Source organism: Sphingobacterium prati (genome assembly GCF_013167215.1).
In the GTDB taxonomy this organism is placed as follows: domain Bacteria; phylum Bacteroidota; class Bacteroidia; order Sphingobacteriales; family Sphingobacteriaceae; genus Sphingobacterium; species Sphingobacterium prati.
This window is the reverse complement of sequence record NZ_JABJWY010000038.1, coordinates 559501-572859: the sequence shown is the minus strand read 5'-3', so window position 1 is coordinate 572859 and position 13359 is coordinate 559501. Positions and strand designations below refer to the sequence as shown.

Genomic DNA, 13359 nt, shown 5'->3' with positions numbered 1-13359 from the left:
TTCATTAAAAACTAAAATTTACACCAAACAAAACTGATCTGGTGTTGGGATAGGGACCTCTACTGTCAATGCCCAAACGCTGCCCATTAATTTCGTTCCCTAAGCCAGTATCCAATACAAAATCTGGATCATTTCCCGAATAACCAGTAATGGTTGCCAAATTCTGAACCGTCAAATACGCGCGTACATTATTTACCCACGTATTGCTCTTCAATTTAAACCGATAACCGATCGTAACTTCATCAATTTTTAAGTGGCTACCGCTCTCCAAATAATAATCAGAGTACATATAGGTATCGTCTATTTCTTTATATTTGGTAAATGCATCTCTCAAAAGATTCCCTGACCATACTTTGTTGCCGTAAGAAAGCGCTGTCGTGTTTAATATATCGTAGTCGAATTTACCTCGCATAAAGATTCTTAGATCAAAATTTTTATAAGAGAAATTATTGGTCCAAGAGAGATAATATTTTGGAACCGCGTTTCCTAACACCGCCAGGTCAGAAGCACTTAAATCATCTCTTGAATTATTGATCGCGTCATTGCGAACAGCCTCGCCGTTTCGATTATAAAATAGCCATTTTCCCTCATCATCAAATCCAGCAAACCGTTTACCAAAAAACTCACCAATACGGTGCCCTTCATAAGTCGTAAAGGCATCACCCAATGCGCCAGCTCCACCGATCTCACCAAATGTTTTATATTTCACTTTGAATATATCATTTGAATAACTTTCTAATACATTTTTCAATGTGCTCGCCGTAAAATCCATGTTCCACTTAAAATTATCATGCTCGATAGCGCGATAACTCAATGCTAATTCAATACCTTTCGAGGAAAGTGTACCTACATTGGAATAGATATTATTTCTTATATAAGGTGGCTGAGGGGTAGTATAGGTATCCAAAAGATCAACGGTTTTCCTTTGAAAAAGATCAATTGAACCTGAAAGCTTATTGCTCAACATCGTGAAATCAACGCCAATATTTGTCTCTTTCTTGGTCTCCCATCTTAAATTTGGATTGGGGTTACGGTCCGGACCATAGGTTTCCCGGTAGATTTCATCTGGGTACAAATACTTACCTCCTCCTCCTAAGGTCAATCGAGAGGCATTATTTGCAAAACCAGTATTTCCCGTTTCGCCATAACCTGCACGTAATTTCAAATTATTTATAAAAGCAACATCCTTCATAAAGTCTTCATTGCTGATATTCCAGCCTACTGACACCGCAGGAAAGCTTCCCCATTTGTTATTCGCACCGAATTTGGATGAACCTTCACGTCTCAGAATAAATTGGGCCATATACTTATCCGAGAAAGTATAATTTATCCGACCAAAAAAAGCGATCAATGTATTATCGTTCTTATAACTGTCCAGATTAGCACGTCCATCGCGTAACGCTTGCCCTTCCGACATGTTATCCTCATTAAAACGATCGTTTATAAAACCCCTATTGTCTGCACTTTGCCCCTCATCTTTCTCATAACGGTAACTGTAACCTGCCAATGCTGTTATGCCATGTTTCTCTGCGATTGTCGTATTGTATTGGAGTGTGGGCTCAAACGCATACTTTTCATTCAACAGATTGGATTTGGAAGCATACCCGCCCCCTGGATAATCTTGGTCTTCCAACGATGCTTCGCTGTTTAAAGCCCTATAAGCACCATCTATATAGGAATTACGCTGCACCGACCCAAAAACACTAGCTTTTAACCCTTCAATTATATTTAAATCCGCTTTTCCATCGAGTGAAGATGTTTGTTGTTTCCGATAACTGGTCTCAGTAAATAATCGAGCAAATTCATTTGTACTTGTCCGATCATAGCGATAAGATCCATCTTCGTTAAAATTTGAAAGCGTCGGATTTTTGGTTGCCTCGCTTTCCCATCCTCCGCCGCCCAACAAGTTTGCATTGTTTGTATTTGTCGCTATATTCAAGAGAACGTTCAAGCGATCATTAAGTCCCTTCTGATTGATACTTGTTCGCACGGTATACTCCTTTCGCGAATTTTCCTTGGCGATACCTTCCAGATTTCGGAAATTCACGCTTCCGCGATAAGTGGTTGACTCATTACCTCCTGACAATGAAAGATTATGATTTTGCGAAAAATTATCCTTATTAACCAAATCATCAAAAAACTTTGTGGAATTCCCGAAATCTGTTTGCTTTAACTCACCAGATGCGATCTTGTCCCTAAACTCCTGTGGAGTCAAAAAATCAGGTTTGTTATAAACAAACTCCTTTCTAAAATAACTGGAATAGTTGAATATAGCTTTACCTGGTTTTCCCCTTTTTGTTGTAATTAGAATAACCCCTGCGTTAGCACTAGTTCCATAGATAGCAGCACCAGATCCATCTTTCAATACATCCACAGATTCGATATCATCTTGCTGCAAAAGGTCTGGATTACCTCCAGGTATTCCATCAATGACAAAAAGGGGGCTGGCGCTACCTGTGACAGAAATTGCACCCCTTAATTGCGTGGCTACTCCCGAATTAGGATTTGATCCACTTCTGGAAACCTGAAGACCTGCGACCTTACCTTGTATCAGGTCCAAGGGGTTTCTTGCCCCACTTTGGCGAAATTGGTCTGCGCTTACGTGCGCAACAGAAGATGTTACTTCCTTCATTTTTTGCGTCCCATAACCAACAACAACGACTTCATCCAATTGGCTCTGATCTTCTTCCAACTGAACAGAAATAGCAGTTCCATTAACAGTGATTTCCTTGGCTTTGTAACCGATAGAAGAAACGACTAATACATCTCCAGTTTTAGCCTCCAAAGTGAAATTACCTGACACATCTGACTGTGTGCCTTTTGACGTCCCTTTTACCGCGATGCTAACCCCAGAAATTGGCTTCCCGTTGACATCAAGCACTTTTCCCTTAATTTGTTCTTGATCCCCTTTCGATTCTTTTAGAAATAGACTCGTTAGCCTATTTTCATAAGAAAAAGCTTGGGCACGCTGCGTTGTACCGGCAAGGACAATGAGTGAGAAAAACAATTTAGATTTCCCTTTTAATCGCGCAACTGTTTTAAAATCAATTATGCTCATATATAGTATTTATTGGTGCGTAAAACGATTTAGCTTTTTAGAAAACGTTTTTTTATAGTTAGTATTCACTTCTAATATTGAGTTGAAAAAATGGTTCCAGAATTTGCACGTAAAACAAATGCTAGAATCAGTAAAACTATGTTCTTAATTGAGTGTGATAAGCGATTGAATCGCCATTTCCATTTAGCAAAATCGGTTTTGCTATTTAGATAAAAAGCAAAAATATGCTTTCGAAAATTCGATATGATCTCTCCTTTGGTTTAGTATTTAGTTTAAGTGTTTGATTCGGACATTAAGGTAGGGATTTTTAAGTTTAAATCAAAAAAAGTTGTTAAAATAAATAACTTAGCCCATTATTACCGCATTGCTATGGGAGTAATAACGGCGACAGCAGGCAGTTTAAACTAATACAATAAAAAATGGATTCATTGAGAAGAACCGAATTTCTAATCAATGAATCCATATAATAACTAGTTTACTATCCCCTATTGATACCCCGGATTCTGGGTCAATTTATTATTACGCTGAATTTCATCAGGAGAAATTGGCCATAATAAATCGGATTCTTTAAATACTGCGCCAGATGCGTTCTTCGCTCCGATTAATGGAACAAAATCTACTTTTCCTGCCTCAGTAGTAGAAATCACAGGGAACATCCTTGTCCGTACAATATCATCCCACATTTTGTACTCTAAAGGCAGCTCGCGCAGACGTTCTTTCCAACATTCTTTGACAAAGTTTTCTGCAGACAGTCCCTGTAATTCAGAAGTGAATTGTGCGACAGTTTTTCCTGCCGTATTCGCACGTGCTTTTACCTGTGCTAAATATCCTGCTGCTTCAGCACTTACTCCAGTAGATTTAGCGATACTTTCAGCCGCGGTTAACAATGCTTCTGCATATCGATAAAAATTCCAGTCTTTTGTACCTCTTCCTGTTGTCAGCAAAGCCTGCTCATCGACATAGTACCATATTCCGGCATCCTGTGATGTCCATTTTTTGCCATTAATCGGATTAGTATAAGACCAATGATAGAACTGATTTGGCTGGATTCTTAAATCCTCTTTATCATAAACATTTAAAAATTGTTTGGTCGGACCAAAAACACGCTCAAATATTGAGTAAGTTGAAAAAACCGAAACTGCCGTAGAGTTAAAAGCAGTCGCTGTCCGCGCTCCACTATTAGCAACAAGGTCATCAAATTCTTGCGCATAGATTACCTCATCCAAGTTATCCGTCTTGCGCAACAAGTTATACGCACTATTTTCCTTGAAGTCGATATTCTCCGTCATTTTATGCGGTGAATTAACCACAATTTTCGCATTAGTTGCTGCGTCAGCAAATTTACCTTGCTGCAGATAAACATCGGCCAAAAGCATTGCTGCTACATATTTTGTAATGCGATGACCATTGTCCGCGAATTTTTTGGCTGGCAATATTTCTACGGCACTTTTTAAGTCCGCCTCAATCAATTCATAGATTTTCGCAGCATCGGTACGCTCTAGATAAAGTGGATCAGTAAGTTTCTCATTTGGTAGTGTATACAAAGGGAGCGCTCCAAATGTTTTGACAAGATAAAAGTAGTTGTAGGCTCTAAAGAATTTCGCCTCAGCCAATAACGTATTTTTCTTGGTCTCATTGACCATGCTTATTTGCGGGATATATTTTACACCAGCATTGGCAATATTGATGGCTTCATAAGCCTCATCCCAGATGGTATTCATGGTTGGAGATATCACGTTGGCATTTTGCTGCCGAGTCAATTCACGGGCAAACAAAGTGACACGCTCCTGCCCCTCATAACTATTCGTAAAATAACCAGTCAAAATGGTATTAATGGATGCCGTAGACCCTAGATAAGAACCTGTTGTAGAATAACGTAATGGTGAACCCCGACGGTAAAGTGCATTTACAGTTGCTTCGGCCTGTCCTTCATTCTCATAATAACTTATTAATGACAGGTTTGAGCGAGGATTTTCTTCTAAAAATTTATTACAGGATGTTGTTAGCGCCATTCCGGCCAATAACAACAAAAATAATTTAGTCTTCATCTTTTTAAATTCTATGCATTAAAATGTAACATTAACACCCAAAGAGAATGTTTTCGCTCTAGGATAGGAGAAAAAGGTCATGTTTTGTCCAAATTTTCCATTCCCCTGAGCAGTAAATTGAGAAGTCATTTCTGGATCATACTGAGAAGTACTTTCGGGGTCATAACCTTTAAAATCGTTTGACGTAAATAAAAATGGATTATTTGCATTCGCATAGATACGTAGTCTGGACAAACCCATCCGCTTTAATACATCCGCATTAAATGTATAGCCAAATTGGATCAAATTTACGCGCACATAAGAACCGTCCGCAACCCATGAATCGTCCACGTTGGTATCCTGGCCAGCATGCCCTCCATTGGTCAAATAAATCGCCTGTTGCATGGTATTTGGATTTGAGCCGTTATACGCATCGGTTAAAATTTCCTTCAGACCATTGGTAATGCCAAAACGGTCGTAAGTAGAATGGAAGAACTGTTGCATGACATCTACCCCCTTAACAAATTGGAGATCCAACGTAAAGTCGAAATTTTTATAACGTAAGTTATTCACAAAACTACCGGTCCAATCTGGCAGACCTTTTCCGATAATTTCTTTTTCTGTCGTACGTTTGGCCCGTCCGATGTCTTTTACTTGCGCATTACCCGCATCCACGTCTGCTTGCGTGTACACGCCCAACCTTCTATAACCGTAGAAGCTATTTAAGTTTTCGCCAACACGGATAACACTATTCGCACCACCGACCCAATCGTTCTTTAGAATATCCGCATTGTTCTCACCTAAAGTCAATACTTTATTTTTGTTATAGTTGGCGTTCAACGATGCTTTCCATTCAAAATTCTCATTGGTCACAATCGTACCAGTAATCATCATATCCAAGCCTTGATTTTGAACGGAACCGATATTTTTCATAACGGATTTAAAACCAGTCGCTCTTGGTAGCGGAGTCTCCAACAGGAGGTCTGTTGTTTTTCGACGATAATAAGAAACATCGAAATTTAGGCGATTTTGAAGTAAGCCCAACTCCACCCCAACATCAAATTGTGCTGTTTTTTCCCACTTTAGATCTTCATTTTCAATGGTGCTGACATAAGACCAGGGAGCCCGTGTGTTATTCAATAAGATCGTACCGGCATCTACGATTGCCAATGACCTATATGGATCAATTTCAGAGTTTCCGGTCAATCCATAGCTGGTATGTAATTTCAGGTTACTAATGGTTTGATTACCCTTTAAAAACTCCTCATTGGAAACATTCCAAGCAAGCCCTAATGAAGGGAAAAACGCATATTTATTGTTCCTACCAAATTTGGACGAACCGTCATAACGACTTGTTACTGTTGCAGAATAACGATTGTCGTACGAATATGCAGCTCTCAAGAAGTACGAATTCATCGACCAATCATTGTAAAAAGATTCGGGTGTAGCTGGTGTAATACCTAAATTCATTCTATTATACTCATAGAAATCATCCGGAAGGCCTTCCGTCCGCATTTTATCATAGTCATAGGTCTTCTTTTGCCAAGATAGACCCGCCATCGCATTGATACGGTGTTTGTCGAATTGCTTATTATACGTTAAATACGTCTCTTCCTGCCAATACAAGGTATTTGTATGTGCACGTTCTGCCCATCCATTTGGCCGAGAAATATTATTCAATAGTTTTGAAGAATATCCCTTGTAATCCTTTCTATGATGGTCAATCCCCAATTGTGTTTTCAGGTCCAAACCATCGGCCAGATGAAATGTCAGTGCCGCATTTCCAAAAATCTGCGTATTATAACGCAAGCGTTTTTGCAAATCCAGAATGGAAACCGGATTTGCCATCCCTTCAAAACTCAGCTGTTCAGCGACAGTAGATGAAGCTGAATTCGTGTAAAGACCGTTCTTATCATAAACCGGATACCAAGGAATCATCTCGATCATCGTACGACGAGCTTCCTGTCCGCCACCATCTTCAGGTGTATAACGTCCCCAGGTATGATTGACCGTCAAGTTAATTGCCGTAGAGAGCCAGGATGTTGGTTTTGCATCATAGGCCATTTTTGCATTTATCCGTTTATTCCAGGTATTGTTCATAATTCCCTGTTGATCCGTATAATTCAAAAATGCGCCGACGGATGACTTTTCATCACCTTGTTGTACATTCAATTGGTGATTATGTGAAATAGCCGTCCGAGTTGCTTCGCGCTGCCAATCTGTATCATACAGAGGATTGCCATTGGCATCAAAATAATTTGCATCATTAAACCAGGTTTTCTTGTCTAAGGACCAAGACTTTCCTTGATATTTATTCTCATTTTCAAGACCGATCATAAAGGCATCTACCCATTCCTGTGCATTCAGCAGATCCATGTAGCGTTGGGCAGAACTTACCCCTGCTGATCCTTGATAACTAATTGTCCTGGACCCGTCTTTGTTTCCGCGTTTTGTGGTTACCAAAATGACACCATTTGCTCCCCGCGCACCGTAAATAGCTGCAGAAGAAGCGTCTTTTAAAACCTCGATGTTTTCGATATCATTTGGATTTAATAAATTAAAATCTTCCATGACGACCCCATCCACGACATAAAGTGGGTTCGAAGAGGAATTGATTGTGGCCACACCACGGATAACGACTCTATTCGCGTTAGCGCCAGGTTGACTGGAATTAGAAAAGATATTGACACCTGAGGCTTTTCCTCTTAGGGCATCCAACGCGCTGAAACTTTGATCTTTGATCATATCTGCGCCTTTGACCATCGCAATTGAACCGGTTACATCTGATTTACGCATGGTACCATAACCGACAACAACGACCTCATCCAATTGGCTCTGATCATCCTCTAACTGAACAGTTACTGAGGGACCTGATACAGTCACTTCCTTCGATTTATAACCGACAGAGGAAACGACCAGCACATCGCCAGGCTTTGCTTCCACAGAGAAATTTCCCTGTGCATCTGATTGGGCTCCTTTTGAAGTTCCCTTAACTGCTACTGAAGCACCTACGAGAGGTTTTCCGGTAGCATCTAGCACTTTTCCTTTCAGTTGTTGCTGTAGATTACGAACTTCTTTTACGAAGGATTTACCTTCATAATCTGCTGAAGTTGCTACAGCCGCATTGACTTGTTGAAATGTACCAGCAATGACAGCCAATGAGAAAAATAGCTTTGATTTTCTCCCAAGGCGCGCAAATGATTTTACGTCAACTTTGCTCATATTAATAGTGATTTGGTTTATAAAAACGTTTTAGCAAAAAGATACTACAACGTTTAGTTTAATTTAGTTTTCCCCTATAATCGATTATAATAAAAGGTTTTAGTTCATTTACCTTTCCTTATAAATTTTTCAATTTAACATGTTTTGCCCTAAAAAACGTCGGCTATATCTCAGCTCTGCCGATCGTTATACGCGTTAGTATGCTAAATCGCTTTTGCTATTTTTGCAAAAAAAGGTCTGTTAATTTGGTTTATACTGTTAATTTCTGTCTTTCTTTTCCTCTTTTGGTTATAGCATTCTGGTTATGTTTTTCTAGTTTTAATATTTAATTAGCCCGTAATTTAGTATTTTAAATTCAAACGGTGGAAGATTTATTTTCAAAATCTTCCACCGTTAAAACTATATATTTCCCTTTTTCATTTCGCTGATCGCATAATCAACTGAACGCGCTGAAAAAGCCATATAAGTCAATGATGGATTTTGTGTCGATGTCGAAGTCATGCAGGCGCCATCTGTAACAAAGACATTTTTTACAGCATGCATCTGATTCCACTTGTTCAATACAGAAGTCTTCGGGTCGTGCCCCATCCGTACCCCGCCCATCTCATGGATATCCAGCCCCGGAGCCTGCCAATGTGTGTCCGGCCGAATGTTCGTGAAACCGGCATCGGTAAACATCTCTGTCATAACCGCAATATAATCCTTTTTCATTTTTTCATCATTCTCATCGTAATCGACCGCAATCTTTAACAATGGGATTCCCCAATCGTCTGTTTTACTGCTATCCAGAGAAACCATGCCCGATTCTTTTGGTATGGTCTCACCCATCATGTGTGACCCCACCTGCCAAATTCCCTGTTTGGGGTTTAAGAGATTATCTTTAAGTCCCAATCCTAAGCCAGAGCGATCGGACTCCTTACTTCGAGATGCGCCAAAACCCGCGGCATAGCCTCGTAAAAAGTCTGTCTCCTGCTTATGCAGGTTTCGAAAACGTGGGATATATCCCCCGCCGGCAGGGTTTCTGCCTTCTGTGGTATAATCCAATAGTCCCTCGTATTCGGCGTAGACACGTGCACTGTAATTATGGAAAGCCACATATTTCCCGAGTACACCACTATCGTTACCCAAACCATTTGGAAAACGGTTTGATTTGGAATTTAATAAGATAAGATTGGTATTGATCGCCGCTGCATTGACAAAAATCACTTTTGCATAAAAGTCGATTTCTTCTTTCGTGTTTGTATCAATTACCCGTACGCCTACCGCTTTTCCTTTTTGTTCATCATATAAGATAGAATGAACCACCGAATGTGGGCGAAGGGTCATATTTCCGGTTTTAGCGGCCCAAGGAATTGTCGTTGCATTCGAACTGAAATACCCACCAAAAGGACATCCTCTTTGGCACAGCACACGATTTTGGCATTGTACACGACCTTGCTCAATATGAATCTGGTTAGGTTTGGAAAGATGTGCACATCGTGCAGAAATCACCTTCCGTTCCGGAAATTTCTTTTGTACCTTCTCCTTGAAATACTTTTCGACAATATTCAATGGATACCCTGGCAGAAATTCACCGTCAGGCAATTCAGGAAGCCCATCATGGTCCCCAGCAATACCTGCAAATTTCTCTACATAGGCATACCATGGCGCTAAATCCGCATAGCGAATAGGCCAATCTACTGCAAAACCATCACGTGCTGGCCCCTCAAAGTCAAAGTCTGACCAACGTTGGGTCTGTCTCGCCCACAACAAGGATTTACCACCGACCTGATACCCTCTGATCCAGTCGAAAGGTTTTTCTTGGATGTAGGGATGCTCCTTGTCTTTCACAAAGAAATGTGCCGCATCTTCATGAAAAGCATAACATTTGCTAACAATAGGATTTTCAGCCTTCACTTGATAGGGCATTTCATTCCGATGCTCAAACTCCCACGGCATCATATTCGTGGTCGGATAGTCCTTGATATGCTGTACATCTCGTCCCCGCTCCAAAACCAACGTTTTTAATCCCTTCTCGCACAATTCCTTTGCGGACCAACCACCACTAATTCCCGAACCAATCACGATTGCGTCGTAGGTTCTATTTTTTTCACTGTCAATATTTAGATTTGCCATGCTGGATTTATCCATTAATTTTTACCGCACCCTTATACGGTCCAGGAATAAGCTTATAAATAACCTTATTCTTCATCACATATTCCGAATTCATATAACCTTGGATCGCACGCGATTTAAAGATCTCAAAAAAGACCTTTTCATCTGTTTTATCTTCCAGATTGGCTAACGTATTTTCTGTTTCCTTGCCATTGGTAAGATTCAGCTGCTTTCTCAATTTATTAAAACCGGAGACAAATTTCTCCTGATTTTCCGGCGATTCACAATCATCCACCATCTTAATCACGAACAGGTGTAGGTTGAGCTCCCTTCCTCCCGGGGTGTCCGATTTCGGAATGAGTACATCAACAAGATCACCCAAAAATTTTTCATCCTCCGCTGATAATTTCAGCTTATTCAATACAATCGATGCCCCCCCATCATTCAGACAGGATGACAAAATAGTCAGTCCGCCTGCGATAATGAAAAATTGCTTTATTGCGGTTCTACGGTTCATAATCAGAGTTCCCTTTACAATTTGGTAATATTACGTATATCCAACTTAAATTACAAATGCTAAAACGTTTAAATTATTGGATTTCATTAAATCCAGCCAGATAATAGCTGTTTTGCCTGCTGCAAGTTTTCCACAATGTTATCAACAGCTGTTAGTCTAGCCCGCTCCACCTCTTGCTTTGTTACGGCAATTAGCTGCAAATTGGCTTCTAAAGCAGACCGGCTACCCGTTATCGTATCTTCGATCGCCAGACAGACCGCTGCCGGTAAGTCCAATTTTGTCAAGGCCAAGCGATAAGGCTCGGGATTTGGCTTCGGGGACTCCACGCATTCCCTTGTCACAAAAAATTCAAAGTAATCCAACAGTTCATGTTTTCCCAAAACGGTATCCACCGTACTGCGATAGCTTGAGGTCACCAATCCGATCCGAATGTTATTTGCCTTTAGGTAGATTAAAATATCTTTCGCAAAAGGCATTAATTCGATATCACTCATATTGGAATTAGCATAAGCAGCACGCGTCCTTTTCCACATATGTTCCTCTGTCGTATCATATCCATAGTCTTCGACCAGACGTTTTACGTTATGCGCCAAGGTATGTCCCGCAAAATCACGAATCCAATCCTCATAAGTTATCTCCAGATCAAATTCTTGTTTTAGGATCGGCGCCCAGTTTTTAAAATAGAAATATTCCGAATCAATTAAAGTACCGTCCAAATCAAACAATACGGCTTGTAGTTTATTCATAGTGTTAAAGATACACAAGTCGGTTGAAAAATCCTATCGAAGCAACCCGCAATAAGCGGAATCAGATATCTCATTATGTAATGTATTCCAAAAACCGATGTACACATGATATTCGGCTTTTTTATTCAATTCAGCTGGTATCTCTACCGAGCATTGCCCATCGGCTGCATTTGCAATTGCCAACTTTAGTGAGCTCAAATCTCTTAAACTAACGAATGCCAGATTCAACTTATAGATTTCATCGTTATAAGCTGGGTTTGGTATCCATACCAAATCGATACGACCGTCATTCAAACTTACCTTTGCATGCTCGGGAGATATTAATTCTCCTGCAAACACCTTTAGGTTTTCAAAATTCACCACCGGATTATTATCAGCATCAATCGTAACGACATCGTTGAAAACATGCTTCTGAGCGAGTTGAAATACGCCATATTTAGTTTCATTGTCCTTTTTTAATCGATAGCCAAAATCAAAAACAGGCTTATTTTCCCTGCAAAACTCACCTACCAATTTTAGTTTTTGGCGATGTAATCGCTGTGCCTCAGTCGGAGGTTTGTTACTTTTCCTCCGTGCACCTCGAATAATCCACTGCCCTTTAAGATTATAACCATATACTGAGCCCACTTTACCCCGAAAACCACCGTTCGGACCATCTTGTAATATACCCATTTCTTAAGCTTTTGGTTTAATTGTAATTTCTATGTTGCCATTATAACAGATAAATGGCACCAATGTTTGCAATAGGTTAGATTTAAAATAGAATTACGTTAGATTTTAGTTAGGTATTGATTAGCTATTACCTAAACAAAACCTAACTTAAACCTAAACAAACCCTAACTAAACCCTATATAAATATATATACCAATATCAATTATAATTTAAGTTGACTGCTGTCATTTGTTTGGATAAGCATTGGACATTTGCTAAGTTTGTTTTTACATTTATGGAATCAGCATGATCTATTTAATCCGACTGCGGTGACTTCAAGGGTCAAGCTGAAGGGTAAATGATCAATGGTCGAATCACATCGTAGTACGAAAAAATCTGAAAGCTTCATCGTCTTAAAATTGATACAATGAAAATAATTGCCATCGGCCGAAATTACATCGACCACGCGAAAGAACTCAATAATCCCGTCCCTGAACATCCAATCATATTTTTAAAGCCCGATACTGCGGTATTAAAAGATAACAAAGATTTCTATTACCCCGAATTTTCCAAAAACATCCAGTTCGAAACTGAAGTGGTTCTCCGCGTTTGTAAAGAAGGCAAACATGTTACGCCAAAATTTGCTTCAACTTATTACGATGCCATTGGCCTGGGAATCGACTTCACCGCAAGAGATCTACAGCAGGAGCTTAAAGCAAAAAGCCTTCCCTGGGAATTGGCAAAAGCCTTCGACCACTCCGCAGTGATTAGCAACTTGATCCCAAAGGAAGATTTAGCGGATGTCTATGCGATTGACTTCTCTCTACAGCAAAATGGACAAACCGTGCAACAGGGGAATACCAAGGACATGATTTTTTCATTTGAAGATCTGATTGTCTACACCTCCAAATTTATCACGCTCCGCAAAGGAGACCTAATCTATACGGGCACTCCTGTCGGTGTTGGCTCCGTTGCAATTGGAGATGTATTGGAAGGATTTATTGGAGAACAAAAAATGTTTAGCTGCAAGATCAAATAGAAAAG

Annotated in this window: 8 protein-coding genes; 1 reads left to right on the top strand and 7 read right to left on the bottom strand. The window is 40.0% G+C overall.

The window, feature by feature from the left end; genetic code table 11:
- Window positions 1-4: 4 nt before the first annotated feature.
- The 7 genes from HPC41_RS21820 to HPC41_RS21790 form a co-directional block, all read right to left on the bottom strand.
- Complete coding sequence (locus HPC41_RS21820) at window positions 5-3058, bottom strand: SusC/RagA family TonB-linked outer membrane protein (protein WP_172396201.1); 3054 nt, start codon at window positions 3056-3058, stop codon at window positions 5-7.
- A 485-nt stretch (window positions 3059-3543) separates the two neighbouring features.
- A complete protein-coding gene (locus HPC41_RS21815; RefSeq protein ID WP_172396200.1) occupies window positions 3544-5106 on the bottom strand; it encodes a RagB/SusD family nutrient uptake outer membrane protein in 1563 nt (520 codons plus the stop codon).
- A gap of 18 nt (window positions 5107-5124) precedes the next feature.
- The gene (locus HPC41_RS21810) at window positions 5125-8307 is read right to left on the bottom strand and encodes a SusC/RagA family TonB-linked outer membrane protein (protein WP_172396199.1); all 3183 of its coding nucleotides are present in this window, start codon (window positions 8305-8307) and stop codon (window positions 5125-5127) included.
- A gap of 399 nt (window positions 8308-8706) precedes the next feature.
- On the bottom strand, window positions 8707-10422 hold the full coding sequence (locus HPC41_RS21805) for a GMC oxidoreductase (RefSeq protein ID WP_172396198.1): 1716 nt from the start codon (window positions 10420-10422) through the stop codon (window positions 8707-8709).
- Window positions 10423-10429: 7 nt separating this feature from the next.
- Entirely contained in the window at window positions 10430-10918 is a 489-nt protein-coding gene (locus HPC41_RS21800; protein ID WP_172396197.1) for a gluconate 2-dehydrogenase subunit 3 family protein, read from the bottom strand.
- Window positions 10919-11004: 86 nt separating this feature from the next.
- Window positions 11005-11664 carry an HAD family hydrolase gene (locus tag HPC41_RS21795; RefSeq protein ID WP_172396196.1) on the bottom strand — a complete coding sequence of 220 codons (660 nt, stop codon included), beginning with the start codon at window positions 11662-11664 and terminating at the stop codon, window positions 11005-11007.
- A gap of 33 nt (window positions 11665-11697) precedes the next feature.
- Entirely contained in the window at window positions 11698-12336 is a 639-nt protein-coding gene (locus HPC41_RS21790) for a DUF6266 family protein (protein ID WP_172396195.1), read from the bottom strand.
- Between the two features lie 406 nt (window positions 12337-12742).
- On the opposite strand from HPC41_RS21790, the gene HPC41_RS21785 reads away from it, so the two are divergent.
- A complete protein-coding gene (locus tag HPC41_RS21785) occupies window positions 12743-13354 on the top strand; it encodes a fumarylacetoacetate hydrolase family protein (protein ID WP_172396194.1) in 612 nt (203 codons plus the stop codon).
- Window positions 13355-13359: the final 5 nt, after the last annotated feature.

Bases quoted from the DNA above. Each gene is read 5' to 3' on its own strand.
- HPC41_RS21820 (WP_172396201.1), bottom strand. From the start codon at position 3,058: ATGAGCATAATTGATTTTAAAACAGTTGCGCGATTAAAAGGGAAATCT.
- HPC41_RS21815 (WP_172396200.1), bottom strand. From the start codon at position 5,106: ATGAAGACTAAATTATTTTTGTTGTTATTGGCCGGAATGGCGCTAACA.
- HPC41_RS21810 (WP_172396199.1), bottom strand. From the start codon at position 8,307: ATGAGCAAAGTTGACGTAAAATCATTTGCGCGCCTTGGGAGAAAATCA.
- HPC41_RS21805 (WP_172396198.1), bottom strand. From the start codon at position 10,422: ATGGCAAATCTAAATATTGACAGTGAAAAAAATAGAACCTACGACGCA.
- HPC41_RS21800 (WP_172396197.1), bottom strand. From the start codon at position 10,918: ATGAACCGTAGAACCGCAATAAAGCAATTTTTCATTATCGCAGGCGGA.
- HPC41_RS21795 (WP_172396196.1), bottom strand. From the start codon at position 11,664: ATGAATAAACTACAAGCCGTATTGTTTGATTTGGACGGTACTTTAATT.
- HPC41_RS21790 (WP_172396195.1), bottom strand. From the start codon at position 12,336: ATGGGTATATTACAAGATGGTCCGAACGGTGGTTTTCGGGGTAAAGTG.
- HPC41_RS21785 (WP_172396194.1), top strand. From the start codon at position 12,743: ATGAAAATAATTGCCATCGGCCGAAATTACATCGACCACGCGAAAGAA.